Origin of the sequence: Sphingomonas sp. CFBP 13720, from assembly GCF_014842075.1 — a bacterium.
Classification (GTDB): Bacteria; Pseudomonadota; Alphaproteobacteria; order Sphingomonadales; family Sphingomonadaceae; genus Sphingomonas.
This window is the reverse complement of sequence record NZ_JACYVA010000006.1, coordinates 25,287-40,385: the sequence shown is the minus strand read 5'-3', so window position 1 is coordinate 40,385 and position 15,099 is coordinate 25,287. Positions and strand designations below refer to the sequence as shown.

Genomic DNA, 15,099 nt, shown 5'->3' with positions numbered 1-15,099 from the left:
ATGCCACGCAAACTCCACATCCACGTCGAAGAGCCGTCCATGGAAGCGTTTCTTTTGGAACTGCTGCCGCGCTTCCTTGACCAGGCTATCGCATGGCAAGCGGTCAATTACGGATCGAAACAGCAGTTGCTGGCGCGGTTGCCCATGCGAATGATGGGCTATGCCCGCGTACCGGCCGAACACCGTCCGCTCTCCCTGGTGTTGATCGATCGGGACGATGATAACTGCGTTGTCCTGAAACGTCAGGTCGAGGATGCATGTCGTGCCGCCGGATTGCGTGTCCGGAACCGGCATGACGCGACCGCCGATTTCGACGTTGTAAACCGCATCGTGATCGAGGAACTGGAGGCATGGTTCTTTGGGGATGCGAACGCGGTGGAACGGGCATGGCCCGGATCAGGCAGGGCATTGCGAAAAGCAGCGTACCGCGATCCGGATGCAATTCGTGGAGGAACCCACGAGGCGTTTCTGCGCGTATTGCAGGGGGCAGGCCATTTGCGTGGCCTCGATCGCCTGCCCAAGATCGACGTGGCGCGGACTATGGGTAGCCTGCTGATGCCCGATACCAACGTCTCGCCATCTTTCGGACAATTCTGGACAGGGTTGAACGCCCTTCTCGCTAACGGACAAAGGCAAACCAATGGCTGAATACGACTTCGACGTTCTGGTGATCGGTTCCGGTCCCGGTGGCTATGTCGCGGCGATCCGCGCGGCGCAGCTTGGTCTGAAGACCGCCTGTGCCGAGGGTCGCGCGACGCTGGGCGGTACGTGCCTCAACGTCGGCTGCATCCCGTCGAAGGCACTGTTGCATGCGTCCGAACTGTACGAGGAAGCGACCAGCGGCCATCTCGCCAAGTTCGGTGTCGAGATCCAGGGCGCGACGCTCAACCTCGACCAGATGCACGCCGAGAAGGCGAAAGCGGTCGGCGAGTTGACCGGCGGCATCGAATATCTGTTCAAGAAGAACAAGGTCGAGTGGCTGAAAGGCTATGCCGCGTTCGAGAACGACCATAGCGTCCGTATCGGCGACCGCACCGTCACCGCACGCGATATCGTGATCGCGACCGGATCGTCGGTCACCCCGCTGCCGGGCGTCGATGTCGACAACGACACGGCGATCATCGTCGATTCGACCGGCGCGCTGGCACTGCCCAAGGTGCCCGAGCATCTGGTGGTGATCGGCGGCGGCGTGATCGGGCTGGAGCTCGGCAGCGTGTGGCGGCGTCTGGGCGCGAAGGTGACGGTGGTCGAATATGCCGACCAGATCCTGCCGGGCTTCGATGGCGAGGTTCGCAAGGAATCGGCCAAGCTGTTCAAGAAGCAGGGCTTCGACCTGAAGACATCGACCAAGGTCACCGGCGCGCGCGTCGATGGCGCTACCGCGACGCTGACCGTCGAGCCGGCGGCGGGTGGCGAGGCGACGACGATCACCGCCGATGCGGTGCTGGTGTCGATCGGTCGCCGTGCCAACACCGAAGGGCTGGCGCTCGACAAGGCGGGGCTGACGGTGAACCAGCGCGGACAGGTCGATATCGACGACGAGTTCCGCACCAAGGTCGACGGCATCTGGGCGATCGGGGACGTCGTCCATGGCCCGATGCTGGCACACAAGGCCGAGGACGAGGGCGTCGCGGTCGCCGAGTTCATCGCGGGCCAGACCGGCATCGTGAACCACGACGTGATCCCGAGCGTGGTCTACACCATGCCCGAGATCGCCGGCGTCGGGCTGACCGAAGAAGCCGCGAAGGAAAAGGGCGAGATCAAGGTCGGCAAGTTCCCCTTCGCCGCCAACAGCCGAGCCAAGACCAATCGCGACACCGATGGTTTCGTAAAGGTCATCGCCGACGCGAAGAGCGACCGCGTGCTGGGCGTATGGATCGTATCGTCGCTGGCGGGCACGATGATCGCACAGGCAGCGCAAGCGATGGAGTTCGGCGCGACCAGCGAGGACATCGCCTATACCTGCCACGCGCATCCGACGCATGCCGAGGCGCTGAAGGAAGCGGCGATGGCGGTACAGGGCAAGCCGATCCACATCTGATCGACGACTGGCGTTTGAACGTTTGGGGCGGCATGTGGCGACACACGCCGCCCTTTTTCATGTGCGGCCGGTTGTGGGGCGCTTGGCGGAAATACGGTAACGTCGGGTTCGGATGTCGTGCGGCTGAACGTTGCCCTGCCCTAGCTTCGCAATCTGGTCCGTTGCGCTTAGGTTGAATCGGCGCTCACCGTGAGCGTGCTTTCGCGGCCTGCCTGCGCCTCGCCGTGGCAAAGTCCCGGGATGACGACATGAGACTGATGTTCGCTGAACGTCGATCCGCCCTTTGCAAACGGACGCATGCTGCCTTCGCGCGCTGACGTCCGGTTACGCCATACACCTTGGGCCTCGACCCACCGCTCCGCTGGTCCGCCAATACAGGCATGCGTTGGATCCATGTATGGCACGCTCTGATCGCGATGCCGCTGTTTCGCGAACGACGAACGAAGCCGCCGATCGGCATCGAGACAAAAATGTTCGGAAACGCTGGTTTGGCCCGCCCTCAGCACAGTAGGCTAAAGCGGTACGTGCGCCGGAAGGGTGCAAGACGTCGTACGCATGCCGTCAGGGCTGAACGTCGATCGGCTGTAGGAATGAAGCTGCATCCGCCGTAACCCGGCCGGGATTCGTCACGCCGGGCATGCGTACGGCCGGTTTGGACCCGCCTCGAATGAAAAAGGCCGGCACCACGTCTCCGTGGCACCGGCCTCGTTCGCGACACCGCGATCACGCCATATCAGGCTACGGGCGGCACTGCTTCCTCATCGGCGCGCACGCGGCGGCGGCGACGTGGGCGTTCCGCACCATCGTCGCTGGTCGACAGCGAGGGTGGCAGGCGATCCGCCTCGATCGACGCGGTCGGTTCGCCCGGTTCGATCGCTTCCGCCGGTGCGGCGGCTACCGCATCGACGCGCGGACGCGGCGTGCGACGGCGGGGTGCCTTGACCTCCGCTACCTCGACTACATCGTTGGCCTGCGTGCCGGCTTCGCCTTCGCTCTGCATCGTTTCGCCCGCGTCTTCGGCAGGGCTGCGGCCCGCGTCGCGACGGAGCCGTTCGCGCGGCTGGCGATCTTCGCGCGGTGCGCGGTCCTCTCGGGTAGCGCGTTCTTCACGGGGTGCGCGGTCCTCGCGGGCAACGCGATCTTCACGCGGCGCACGGTCTTCTCGGGCTACACGATCTTCGCGCGGTGCGCGGTCTTCGCGAGCGACGCGATCTTCGCGTGGTGTGCGGTCCTCGCGAGCGACACGATCCTCGCGCGGTGCGCGTTCGCCACGGTCGTCGCGCTGCACACGGTCGCCCCGGTCCTCGCGCGGACCGCGATCGTCGCGCTGCGCACGAACCGGACGGTCGTCGCGTTGTCCACGGTCGTCGCGATTGCCGCGCTCCTGCGCGACTGCGTCCGATCCGTTGTCGCCGTCGAAGTCGGAATCATCGCCGTCCGCGTAATCGTCGCGGCCCCCGCGCTGTTCCTCGACCCGCGGGCGGCTGTCGCCGAGCACGCGGAAATAATGATCGGCGAACTGCAGGTAATATTCGGTGTTGACCCGGTCGCCGGCGCGTTGCGCATCGGCGGCAAGATTCTTGTACTTTTCCAGCAACTGCGCCGCGTTGCCACGCGCGCGGTTGTCGATGCGGTTACCATTGTTGCGCGGATTGTTGCCGCCGCCGGTTCCCGGCTGGCGCTGTCCACCGCGACCGCGACGGCGGCCGGCCTGACGATTATCCATCAAGGTTTGGTTGTCCTGTCCTTACCTGTCCGTCGATCCAGCGATCGCGGCTGCGAGCAAATCCGCGAACGATGCGCGAGCACCGCCCGTCTGCCATGGCCACCGGACGACAGCGGCTCACATGACGATGGAAGGAGCCCTGCCCCGCTATCAACGACCTGGTCGATGGTGCTGCCCCGACCCGGTCTTAGCCGCTGCGTCGGGCTTCTCCAAGCGGAAAGATGGGGCAGCACGCCATTGTCTTCAACCGGCCACCACGCAGCGCGGACGGCCGCCGAGGTCGGGTACGATCCGGGCGGACAGGCCAGCGGCGGCGACCAGCGCCGATACCGCATCCCCCTGTGTATGGCCGATTTCGATCGTGGCAATCCCGCCGGGCGCGAGCAGACGCGGCAGATCGGGGACGATCCGGCGATAGTCGTCCAGCCCGTCCTGACCCGCGAACAGCGCCGACGCTGGTTCGTGGCCGGCGACCTCGTGCGGCAGGATTTCGTCGGCCCCGATATAGGGCGGATTGGCGAGGATCAGGTCGAACCGGTCGTCGATGCCGCTCGCCCAATCGCCGATGCGGAAGCTCGCCCGCGCCTGCATGCCGAGACTGGCAGCATTCCCCCGCGCATAGTCGAGCGCGCTTTCCGATGCATCGATGCCCAGACCGTCCGCGTCGGGCCATTGGTCGAGCGCCGCGAGCAGCAACGTGCCCGGCCCGGTGCCGAGGTCGAGAATATGCCGGGGCGAGCGGTCGCCGAAATGGGCCACCGCCGCCTCGATCAGCGTCTCGCTGTCGGCGCGGGGCACCAGCGCACCGGGGCCGACCGTCAGTTCGATCGTCCAGAACGCCCGGCTGCCGACGATATAGGCGACCGGCTCGTGCGCCAGCCGTCGCTCCACCAGCGCCGCGAAGCCGGGCGGTACGGGGTCGTCGAGGCGGGCGAGCAGCATCGATTCGCGCGATGTGCCAAGCGCGTGGGCGGCGAGGAGTTCGGCGTCTAGGCGGGGGGATTCCGAGAATGCAGCGATGCGCGTCGTTGCTTCGGTCAGTGCGTGGCGAAGCGTGGTCATGGGTTCACGCGAAGCCGCGGAGGCGCGCAGAGGGTGCGTGCGGGTCGGTCGGTTGCGCCGAACGGCGCTCTCTTGCTGGTTTGCCGGGGGACGAATCGGATCGCTGCGCGATCGGTCGTCGCCGCGAACCTTCCCTGCGCCTCTGCGCCTCCGCGCGAAAACCCCCTTCTTCCTCCGCGCCTTCGCGCTTTCGCGTGAGAACGACCTTCTGCCGCCTCACCCATCCAGCGTCGCCAGCCGCTCGGCTTCGTCCTGCGCGATCAGGGCACCGAGCAGTTCTTCCATCTCGCCTTCCAGAATTTCGGGAAGGCGATGGAGCGTCAGGTTGATGCGATGATCGGTCACGCGGCCCTGCGGGAAATTATAGGTGCGGATGCGTTCCGACCGGTCGCCCGATCCGACCATCGACCGGCGCGTGCCGGCACGTTCGTCAGCAAGACGCGAGCGTTCCGCCTCGTACAGCCGGGTGCGCAGTACCTTCAGCGCCTTGGCCTTGTTCTTGTGCTGCGATTTTTCATCCTGCTGGATGACCACCAGACCGGTAGGAAGGTGCGTGATGCGCACCGCCGAATCGGTGGTGTTGACCGACTGTCCGCCCGGCCCGGACGAACGGTACACGTCGATCCGCAGGTCGCGCACCTCGTCGATCTGGACGTCGACTTCCTCTGCTTCGGGCAGGACGGCGACGGTCGCCGCGCTGGTGTGGATCCGCCCGCCGCTCTCGGTTGCCGGCACGCGCTGGACACGGTGGACGCCGCTTTCGAATTTCAGCCGGGCGAACACCCCCGCGCCGGTCACGCTGGCGACGACTTCCTTGTACCCGCCCGCATCGGATGCCGATGCCGAGATGAGTTCGATCCGCCAGCCGCGATTGTCGGCATAGCGCTGATACATGCGGAACAGGTCGCCCGCGAACAGCGCAGCCTCGTCCCCGCCGGTGCCGGCGCGAATTTCGAGCATCGCCGCGCGTTCGTCGGCCGCATCGCGCGGCAGCAAGGCCAACGCCAGCGCGCGTTCGGCGGCTTCCAGTTGCGCGCGATTGTCGTGAAGTTCCTCGGTCGCCATCTGCCGAAGGTCGTCATCGGCGTCCTGCGTCATATACAGCAGGCTCTCGCTCTCGGCGCGCAACCGCCGCACCTCGCCCGCCGCCTGCGCCACCGGTTCGAGTTCGGCATATTCCTTCGACACCGCGACGAAGCGATCGCCCGGCAGATCGCCGGTCGCCATCTGCGCCTGCAATTCGTCGCGCCGCGCCTCGATCTGGGCGATGCGTTCGGGGGCAATGGTCATCGCGCGAACGGTTCCGGGACGATGTTCCCATGGTCGTCAAAGCTGGTCACGTCCGCGACATCGGGATTGTCGTCGGCCATGAACTGCGCCCACATCGTTACACGCAACCGGTCCAGCGGAACGATTTGCTGTTCTCCACTCCGCAGATTCTTCACGGCGGCTTCACCTCGCGCCAGCTCGTCATCGCCGAGGATGATTGCATATTCGGCACCGTCTGCGTTGGCTTTAGCCATTCGGCGCTTCATGTTACCGCGATAGGCCATATCGACCCGCAATCCGGTCCGGCGCAGGTCGGTCACGACCGTTTGCGCCGCACGTTCCGCCGCAGTTCCGAGCGGCACCACAACGGCGAACAGGGTTGGCGACTTCGGCTCCGCCAGCAGCATCGCCAGCCGCTCGATCCCCGCCGCCCAGCCGACACCCGGCGTCGAAGGCCCGCCAAGGCTTTCGATCAGCCCGTCATATCGCCCGCCGGCCAGCACCGTACCCTGCGCGCCCAGCCGGTCGGTGACGAATTCGAACGCGGTGTGACGGTAATAGTCCAGCCCGCGCACCAGCCGGTCGTTGCGGGTCCACTTGACCCCGGCAGCGTCCAGTCCACCGGTTACCGCCGCGAAGAAGTCCGCCGCTTCCGCCGTCAGAAACCCGTCGATCCCCGGCGCGCTGTCGGCGATCGGCCGGTCGCGCGGGTCCTTCGAATCGAGGATGCGCATCGGGTTCTTGTCGAGCCGCTTGATGCTGTCTTCCGACAGGTCGCCGCGATGCGCTTCGAAATGCTCGACCAGCGCCGCACGCCATGCGTCGCGCGTTTCGGCGTCGCCCAGCGTGTTGAGTTGCAGCGTCACGCCGTCGGCGATGCCGAGTTCGTGCAACAGCTGATCGGCCATCGCCAGCAATTCGATATCGGCCATCGGTTCGGCCGCGCCGATCACTTCGGCGTCGATCTGGTGGAATTGGCGATAGCGACCTTTTTGCGGGCGTTCGTAGCGGAACACCGGACCGTGCGTCGCCAGCTTGAGCGGTGCGTATTGCTGCCACCCCTCGGTCAGATACGCACGGGCGATACCCGCCGTGAACTCCGGGCGCAGCGTCAGCGAATCGCCGCCGCGATCCTCGAACGAATACATCTCCTTCGACACGACATCGGTCGTCTCGCCCAGCGAACGGGCGAAGACGGCGGTCGATTCGAACACCGGCACCTCGACCCGCTGGAAGCAATAAAGCCGCCGCACGCGCTCGAACGTCTCCGCCACATGAGTGAAGCGCCGTTCGAAGTCGCCGAAGATATCCTGGGTGCCGCGAACCGGGCGCGGGGTGGTGATCTTTGCCATCAGGGCGCGGTATCTATGGCGTCCGCGCGGCGAACGCCAGATGATATCCCGGCCCTATGCGGCGACCTTGCGGTCGATCGACCCCAGTTCGCCGCTCGCCCGCGCCTTTCGGCCATAGACCGCCTCGAACAACGGGGTCGCCATCACCGTGGTGACGATCGCCATCAGCACCAGCATCGCGAACAGCGTGGGGCCGATGATCCCCTTTTGCAGGCCGATGTTGATAATGATGAGTTCCATCAGCCCGCGCGAGTTCATCAGCGCGCCGATGCCCAGCGCGGTGCGGTTGTCCTCACCCGCCAGCCGCGCCGCCGCCCAGCATGCGCCGAACTTGGCGAGGATCGACACCGCCAGCACGCCCAGCGCGATCAGCAGCAGCGACGGCGAATTGACCATGTCCATCCGTGTGTTCAGCCCCGAATAGGTGAAGAACATCGGCAGCAGCAGCACCACCGCCAGCGGCTCTACCTTGCGCTTGAGTTCGGCGACGAACAGCCCGCGCGGCATGAACACGCCGAGGATGAAGCCGCCGAAGATCGCATGGATGCCGATCGCGTCCATGAAGAAGGCGGAGATGCAGAACAGCGTCAGCGTGATCGACAGCACGGTCATGCTCATTTCGCCCCGCGCTTCGACCGCGCGGCCCAGCGGCGCGAGCAGCCGCCGGCCGAACAGAATCAGGAACGCGGCGTACAGCACCGCCCCGCCGATCGCGATCACCGCGATGCCCGCGCCTCCGCCGAACGTCGCCAGCACAACCGCCAGCACGCACCACGACACCGCGTCGTCGAACGCGCCGGCGGTCAGCGACAGCGTGCCGAGCGACGTGTCGGCCAGCCCGCGTTCGTGGATGATCCGCGCCAGCATGGGAAAGGCGGTCAGCGCGATGCACGCGCCGAGGAACAGGGTCGCGCTGCCCGTACCGATTCCCGGCGCGAACAGCCCCGGCACGTTCAGCAACAGCGGCGTGATCAGCACTGCCAGCAGGAACGGCACCGCGATCCCCGCCGCCGACACCGCCGCCGCGCTGCGCGCCTTGGTGCGGAAATGATCGAGATTGAGCGTCAGTCCGACAAGGAACATGTACAGCCCGACGCCCAGTTGCGCGCCCGCATACAGCACGTTGCGGGTCTCCTTCGGAAAGATCGCCGCCTGAAGATCGGGCAGGAACAGTCCCAGCAGCGACGGCCCGAGCACGACGCCCGCGATCATCTCGCCCACCACCTGCGGCTGTCCCAGAAAGCGCTGCCCCGCCCAGCCGACCAAACGGCAGGTCGCGAGGATGACCGCAAGCTGGAGGAAGAAATGGATCGAATAATCGGATGGCGCGAAGCTGTTCGCCGCCGCCTGAACCGCAGGGCCGTGCGCGCCCAGCACGTCGCGCATCGCTCCGGTGATCTCGTCCAACATCCTGCCCTCCCCCGGCATTCTTTCCCCGCGTCATAGGATTCTCGCCTGCTGACCGCCATCATAATCCGTCGGGCGGTTGACCATGCGCCCCGCGCTGTGGCAGGGGCGTGCCCACACGACGCCGTGCGCGTGCGGGTATAGCACAATGGTAGTGCAGCAGCCTTCCAAGCTGAATACGCGGGTTCGATTCCCGCTACCCGCTCCAGCGCTGGTTTCGGTGCTTCCCTATTCCGTGTCCGCTGCCGTTCAGAGCGAACTGGTCTGCTCTCTTACCGTCGGCGCATGGCATCGACAGCCCGCCGAGTGGTGTGCGCTCTATCGCGGGCCGAACACGATTACCGCGCATCCCGCGAGGCACAAAGCCCCGCCCGCCAGATCCCAGCGATCCGGCACGACCCCTTCCACCAGCCACAGCCATCCGATCGCGGTCGCGACATAGACGCCGCCATAGCCGGCATAGGCACGCCCGGCCGCAGCGGCGTCGCTCTGCGCCAATATCCATGCGAACGCGGCCAGCGCGGCCATGCCGGGCACCAGCCACCATGGCGACCGGTCGAGCCGCCACCATGCCCAGAACGCAAAGCAGCCGGCGATTTCGAACAGCGCCGCGGTCAGGAATATCAAGGGAGTAGCAATGGGCATCGCGATCCTCTCGCGCGCCGACCGCACCGCGCCATGATGCGCGGGCGGTGGTGGACAGGGCTGGATTCGAACCAGCGTACGGGAAACCCGGGCAGATTTACAGTCTGCTGCCTTTAACCACTCGGCCACCTGTCCAGCCGCCACTCATGGGCCTTGGCCCCGAGCGAGCGCGCCCATTGCCGTCCCCGCGCGGCGCTGTCAACGCCTTGCGCCATATTGATGTGCGACTTAGCGTCATCGGCAGCCACTTTACCCGACATGGGGGACATACTTTGCGCGCATTCCTGCTTGCCACCTGCCTGATCGCCGCGCCGCTTGCGGCACAGAGCGTCGATCGCGACGCGATCAACCGGATCACCGACGAAGCCACCACCCGGTCGCAGGTCATGCCGATCGCGCAGCACCTGACCGACCAGATCGGCCCGCGCCTGCCCAATTCGCCCAACATGCGCCGGGCGGAGGCATGGACCGAGGCCAAGTTCCGCGAATGGGGACTGACTGCGACCAAGGAAGGCTTCGATTTCGGCCGCGGCTGGTCGATCGAACGGTCGAGCGTCCGCATGGTCACGCCGCGCCCGGTCCAGTTGACCGCCATCCCGATCGCGTGGACGCCGGGGACGAGCGGCACGCTGACCGCGCCGGTGATCGTCGCGCCGATCGCCGAGGAAAGCGATTTCGCCGAATGGCGCGGCAAGCTGTCGGGCAAGATCGTGATGGTCACCCGCCCGGGCGAGGGATCGGAGCCGGGCGAGGCCCCGTTCCGCCGGCTGACCGGCGAGGATCTGGCCAAGGCCGATAGCTGGCGCGAGCCGGTCTATGATCCGGCCAGCACCGATCGTCGCGCCAAACGGCTCGACTTCGCGCAGAAGCTGGATGCGTTCCTGAAGGCCGAAGGCGCGGTGGCGATGGCGACCATGTCGTATCGCGACGGCAAGCTGCTGCACGGATCGGGCTATCTGTTCCGGCGCGAGGTCGCGCCCGCCCTGCCCGGCATCGAGATCGCGGCGGAGGATTATCGTCGCCTCGCCCGGCTGACCAAGACCGGACCGGCCCCGACGCTGGAGATCGTCAGCGACGTGCGCTTCGACGACAGCGATACCACCGCGTACAACATCATCGCCGACCTGCCCGGTTCCGACCCGAAGGCCGGCTATGTCATGGCGGGTGCGCATTTCGACAGCTGGGTCGCGGGCGACGGCGCGGTCGACAATGCGGCCGGCACCGCCGTGGTGATGGAGGCCGCACGCATCCTGTCCGCGATGCGCGTCAAGCCGAAGCGTACGATTCGCTTCGCGCTGTGGAATGCGGAGGAACAGGGGTTGCTCGGCAGTCTCGCCTATGTTGAGCGTCACATCGCCAGCCGCCCCGAAGCGGCCGGCGGCCGTGATTCGGGGCTGGCGCGCTTCTATGGGTGGAGCGAACGCTTTCCGATCACCAAGAAGCCCGGCTACGACGCGATGACTGCGTATTTCAACATCGACAACGGATCGGGCAAGATTCGCGGAATCAATGCCGAGAACAACGTCGCCGCCGTGCCGGTGCTGCGCGAATGGTTCGCGCCGTTCGGTTCGATGGGCGCCACGACCGTCGCCAATCGCCGCACCGGGTCGACCGACCATTATTTCTTCCAGTCGGTCGGGTTGCAGGGGTTCCAGTTCATTCAGGACCCGCTCGACTATGGCAGCCGCCTGCACCATAGCAGCGCCGACACCTTCGATCATCTGAAGGGGCCGGACATGCGGCAGAACGCGATCATCCTCGCGTCGCTGCTGCTGACCGCCGCCAATGCCGACCGGGCGCTGCCGCGTCCGCCGTTGCCCACCCAACCGGTCGTCACCGACCCCTATGCCTTCCCCGAGAAAGACTGACATGGCCCGCAAAGGACACCGCCCGAGCAAGGCATCGCCGCAGCGACCGCGCTTCTGGGGCCGTCACGCCGCCTTCGCCGCGCTCGACAATCCCGAACGCCGCATCCGTAAGATCTGGTGCACCCACGAAATGGGTGCCAGCCTCGTGCTGCCCGAAGGCGTGCCGGTGGTGTATGCCGAGGTCGCCGATCTGGCGCGGCTGGTCCCTGCCGATGCCCCGCATCAGGGCATCGTGGTCGAGGCCGACCCGCTGGAGGATATCTGGCTGGCCGACCTGATCGAACAGGGGCGCGACGACGATCGTCCGATCATCCTGCTGGATCAGGTGACCGACCCGCACAATGTCGGCGCGATCCTGCGCTCGGCCGCTGCGTTCGATGCGCTGGGCATCGTGACGCAGGACCGGCACGCCCCGCCCGAATCGGGGACGGTCGCCCGGTCGGCGTCGGGCGCGCTGGAAAACGTGCCATGGGTCCGCGTCGTCAACCTGTCGCGCGCGCTGGTCGAACTGGGCGACGCCGGATACTGGCGCATCGGCCTGACCGGCGAGGCCGAGACGACGCTGGGACAGGCGCTGGGGCCGAAGCGCATCGCGCTGGTGCTGGGTGCAGAGGGCGAAGGCATGCGCGCCAATACCGAGGCGCATTGCGACGTGCTGGTCAAACTGCCGATATCGGACCGGGTCGAGAGCCTGAACGTATCGAACGCCGCCGCGATCGCGCTGTACGCGCTGGCGACGCACGAGGGGTGATGGAGCGCCCCCGGCCGTTCGGTTCGAGTAGCGATCGAGCGTAGTCGAGAGCGCGTATCGAGAACGGAGTTCGGTCAGGCACCCGTTCTCGACGGACGCTTCTCGACCACGCTCGAAGCTGCTCGAACCGAACGGGAGGGCGGGGCACGACACGGGCAAAGCCCGTGTCGTCGGTCGAGGCGTTGCCCCGCCGGCCGCGCCGGGAATAGTGCGAACCAGCTACGCTGCCTCGTCTCTATTCTCCGGCAAAGCCCGTGTCGTCGGTCGGGGCGCTGCCCCGCCGGCCGCGCCGGGAATAATGCGAACCAGCTTGCGCTGCCTCGTCTCTATTCCTCGGCGGCGATCCGCACCTTCAAACCGTCCAGTGCATCCTCGAACCGGATCTGGCACGACAGCCGCGACGTCGGATCGCGATGGTCCAGCGTGTCGAGCAGATCCTCCTCATCGTCGCCGATCGGCGGCAGGCGATCGGCGAATGCGGGGTCGACGACGACGTGGCACGTCGCGCACGAACAGCATCCGCCGCAGATCGCCAGCATCTCGTCAAAGCCGTGGTCCTTGATGACCTCCATCACCGACCAGCCGGCATGGCCGTCCACGGTTCGTTCTTCCCCTGCACGGGTGACGACGGTAAGCCTTGGCATCGATCAAACTCCTGTTCGGGCGTCCCTTGCCGTGGGCGCCGGTGCATTACAACGGATGATGCCATGGGTCTTTCCGCCGAACAGCTTCGCACCGGTCTGGACGCACTGGCCGCGATCGAACCGGCATTCGTCGCCGCGATCGCGCGCGCCGGATATCCCGAACCCCGCATCCGCGATCGCGGCTATGCCACGCTGCTGCGCACGATCGTCGGGCAGCAGGTCAGCTACAAGGCAGCCGATTCGGTCTGGCGCAAGCTGGAGACGATGCTGGGTGATGCGACCGATCCCGCGCGCATTCCCGCGACCAGCGACGAAGCGCTGCGGGAAGCGGGCCTGTCGCGACAGAAGGCGAGCTATGCCCGCAGTCTGGCGGACGAGGTGCTGAGCGGCCGGCTCGACCTGACCGCGCTGCCGGTGGACGACGAGGAAGCGATCGCGCAACTGGTGCGGATCAAGGGGATCGGGCGCTGGTCGGCCGAAATCTACCTGCTGTTCGCCGAAGGGCGCACCGATATCTGGCCAGCAGGCGACCTGGCGGTGCAGATCGAGGTCGGCCGCATCCTCGGCCATGCCGAACGGCCCAGCGAGAAGCTGACCCGTGAGGTGGCGGAAGCGTGGCGGCCGCATCGCGGCGCGGCGGCGGTGTTCGCGTGGCACCATTACATGTTCGATCCGGCGGCACAGGCGGCGGCGAACAGCGCGATCTGAGCGCGATCGGGCGTTGCGAACGGCGGATTTTCACCAAAGGTCACGAAAGTCACACTCGCCACGCTTTTCGCGATGCGCCGTACCGGTCGCGCGTTCGCGGTCGTGAATGCGGTTGTCAAAGAGCGATGTCGCCCTTCGCATGGCGGGGGCGTGTAGGACAGCGGGATCGTCGCCGGAGCAGACCTGCCCGCCAAAGCCGATCGACATTCGCGGGCGACGGATGGAACCCGGAGGTTCTGTCTGCGCCGTCGTGAACTGGAGGAACGGCGTGTGCGCACCTGAAGCGCGATCCCGACATGCCACGCTGCTGCAATGTCGGCGCGCGGCATGCGGCTGAGGCGATGGGACGGTCGTTGCTGCGACGGCCGATAGTGATATGCCACGCCATGGATTTTTCCGGCTTCGCATCCACTTCGCTCGATCGCCGCAGCGCCATCATCGGCGGGACCGCCCTGTTCCTGCCGGGATGCCGGTCGGCGGCGACGCCGGTGGCGCCCGACGCGACCGGCATCGCCCGGCTTCGCGCGTTGGAGCGGGAGGCGAACGGTCGGCTGGGTGCCTTCGTCCTCGATCCGGTACGGGGCACGGCGTTCGGTTGGCGGCACGACGAACGCTTCGCACATGCCAGTTCGTTCAAATTGTCGCTGGCGGCGATGATGCTTGCCGGGGGGGATGCGGGCCGGATCGATCTGGACGAGATCCTGCGCTGGACAAAAGACGACATGATTTCGTCGAGTCCGGTGACGCAGGCGCATCTGGACCTTGGCCTATCGGTGCGCGATCTGGCTCGTGCGACGCTCGTCACCAGCGACAATACCGCCGCCAACGTCCTGATGCGGCGGTTCGGTGGCCCGGCGCGAATGACGGCGTTCTGGCGATCGATCGGCGACGGGACGAGCCGGCTCGACCGATACGAACCCGAACTGAACGCGACACCGCCCGGAACCCAGCTCGATACGACGACGCCCGCCGCCATGGCGAAGACGGTGGCGGCGCTGGTCAACGGCACCGTCCTTGCCGAATCGAGCCGCGCCTTGCTCAAGGCGTGGATGACCGAGGTGGCGACCGGACAGGGTCGCCTCCGCTCGGGGTTTCCCGCCGGCTGGACCTCCGGCGACAAGACCGGCACCGGGATCAGCGAGACGACGCGTATCTATGTCGATCTGGCCGTTGGCGGGCCGGCCGGCCGTGCGCCGCTGATCGTCACAGGCTATTTCGAGCCGGCCCGGCGTACCGACGCGATCGACCCGGACGCCGTCGCCGTGTTGGCGGCGGTCGGGCGCATCGCCGCGGCCAGCCTGTCGGGCACCTGATCGGCGCGGCGGACCGTCCGATGTTTAGACCGGAGCGGTTTCCGGCCGGCTTGCACCACCGTCCCAAGGCTTCGGGCGATCGCCAGCGGGTTGACGCAAGCGCAGCCGGAACCGTTTCGGGGCCGATCGATATTCAGACGATGCCGTCCTGAAAACGGTGGTCTTTGCATGACCCGGGGCGCAGCGTACTATCGGTACGTAAGCACCGGAAGCACGCAAATCCGCCGTTGACAGGCTGTCAGGACTGAATAGCGATCGGCTCTAAGTCGTGATTAGACGAGGCGTGACCGTTTAGCCCGAGTGCCATTGCGCC

Annotated in this window: 13 protein-coding genes and 2 tRNA genes; 7 read left to right on the top strand and 8 right to left on the bottom strand. The window is 66.5% G+C overall.

The features are described 5' to 3' along the window. The gene (locus IFT55_RS12695) at positions 1 to 648 is read left to right on the top strand and encodes a DUF4276 family protein (protein ID WP_274604045.1); all 648 of its coding nucleotides are present in this window, start codon (positions 1 to 3) and stop codon (positions 646 to 648) included. Further along, a complete protein-coding gene (gene lpdA / locus IFT55_RS12690; RefSeq protein ID WP_192092617.1) occupies positions 641 to 2,041 on the top strand; it encodes a dihydrolipoyl dehydrogenase in 1,401 nt (466 codons plus the stop codon). The genes IFT55_RS12695 and lpdA overlap by 8 nt, the downstream gene beginning before the upstream one ends. A 733-nt stretch (positions 2,042 to 2,774) precedes the next feature. Here lpdA and IFT55_RS12685 read toward each other — a convergent pair. The 5 genes from IFT55_RS12685 to IFT55_RS12665 all read right to left on the bottom strand — a co-directional run bounded on the left by IFT55_RS12685 (position 2,775) and on the right by IFT55_RS12665 (position 8,860). After that, on the bottom strand, positions 2,775 to 3,767 hold the full coding sequence (locus IFT55_RS12685) for a DUF4167 domain-containing protein (protein WP_249403809.1): 993 nt from the start codon (positions 3,765 to 3,767) through the stop codon (positions 2,775 to 2,777). Positions 3,768 to 4,010: 243 nt separating this feature from the next. Then, positions 4,011 to 4,829 (bottom strand): peptide chain release factor N(5)-glutamine methyltransferase, encoded by an 819-nt coding sequence (prmC, locus tag IFT55_RS12680; RefSeq protein WP_192092614.1) that lies wholly within the window; start codon positions 4,827 to 4,829, stop codon positions 4,011 to 4,013. Between the two features lie 216 nt (positions 4,830 to 5,045). Then, complete coding sequence (prfA, locus tag IFT55_RS12675) at positions 5,046 to 6,119, bottom strand: peptide chain release factor 1 (RefSeq protein WP_192092612.1); 1,074 nt, start codon at positions 6,117 to 6,119, stop codon at positions 5,046 to 5,048. Beyond that, complete coding sequence (gene hisS / locus IFT55_RS12670; protein ID WP_192092610.1) at positions 6,116 to 7,450, bottom strand: histidine--tRNA ligase; 1,335 nt, start codon at positions 7,448 to 7,450, stop codon at positions 6,116 to 6,118. Before hisS ends, prfA begins: the two co-directional genes overlap by 4 nt. Before the next feature lie 54 nt (positions 7,451 to 7,504). After that, a complete protein-coding gene (locus IFT55_RS12665) occupies positions 7,505 to 8,860 on the bottom strand; it encodes a cation:proton antiporter (protein WP_192092608.1) in 1,356 nt (451 codons plus the stop codon). A 131-nt stretch (positions 8,861 to 8,991) separates the two neighbouring features. On the opposite strand from IFT55_RS12665, the gene IFT55_RS12660 reads away from it, so the two are divergent. Next, a tRNA-Gly gene (locus IFT55_RS12660) sits at positions 8,992 to 9,065 on the top strand. Positions 9,066 to 9,175: 110 nt separating this feature from the next. Here IFT55_RS12660 and IFT55_RS12655 read toward each other — a convergent pair. Both IFT55_RS12655 and IFT55_RS12650 read right to left on the bottom strand, forming a co-directional pair. Beyond that, positions 9,176 to 9,484: a YnfA family protein gene (locus IFT55_RS12655; RefSeq protein ID WP_192092606.1), complete on the bottom strand. Its 309-nt coding sequence runs from the start codon at positions 9,482 to 9,484 to the stop codon at positions 9,176 to 9,178. A 66-nt stretch (positions 9,485 to 9,550) separates the two neighbouring features. Continuing rightward, a tRNA-Tyr gene (locus IFT55_RS12650) sits at positions 9,551 to 9,637 on the bottom strand. A gap of 137 nt (positions 9,638 to 9,774) precedes the next feature. Between IFT55_RS12650 and IFT55_RS12645 the strand changes: the two genes are divergently transcribed. Both IFT55_RS12645 and rlmB read left to right on the top strand, forming a co-directional pair. Next, the gene (locus IFT55_RS12645; protein ID WP_249403808.1) at positions 9,775 to 11,370 is read left to right on the top strand and encodes a M20/M25/M40 family metallo-hydrolase; all 1,596 of its coding nucleotides are present in this window, start codon (positions 9,775 to 9,777) and stop codon (positions 11,368 to 11,370) included. A gap of 1 nt (position 11,371) precedes the next feature. Then, the gene (gene rlmB, locus IFT55_RS12640) at positions 11,372 to 12,121 is read left to right on the top strand and encodes a 23S rRNA (guanosine(2251)-2'-O)-methyltransferase RlmB (RefSeq protein WP_192092602.1); all 750 of its coding nucleotides are present in this window, start codon (positions 11,372 to 11,374) and stop codon (positions 12,119 to 12,121) included. A 326-nt stretch (positions 12,122 to 12,447) separates the two neighbouring features. Here rlmB and IFT55_RS12635 read toward each other — a convergent pair whose 3' ends face one another. Next, the gene (locus IFT55_RS12635) at positions 12,448 to 12,765 is read right to left on the bottom strand and encodes a 2Fe-2S iron-sulfur cluster-binding protein (protein ID WP_192092600.1); all 318 of its coding nucleotides are present in this window, start codon (positions 12,763 to 12,765) and stop codon (positions 12,448 to 12,450) included. Between the two features lie 63 nt (positions 12,766 to 12,828). Between IFT55_RS12635 and IFT55_RS12630 the strand changes: the two genes are divergently transcribed. Together IFT55_RS12630 and bla are read left to right on the top strand one after the other, a co-directional pair. Then, positions 12,829 to 13,473 carry a DNA-3-methyladenine glycosylase family protein gene (locus IFT55_RS12630; RefSeq protein WP_192092598.1) on the top strand — a complete coding sequence of 215 codons (645 nt, stop codon included), beginning with the start codon at positions 12,829 to 12,831 and terminating at the stop codon, positions 13,471 to 13,473. Positions 13,474 to 13,859: 386 nt separating this feature from the next. After that, entirely contained in the window at positions 13,860 to 14,786 is a 927-nt protein-coding gene (gene bla, locus IFT55_RS12625; protein ID WP_192092596.1) for a class A beta-lactamase, read from the top strand. Positions 14,787 to 15,099 lie beyond the last annotated feature (313 nt).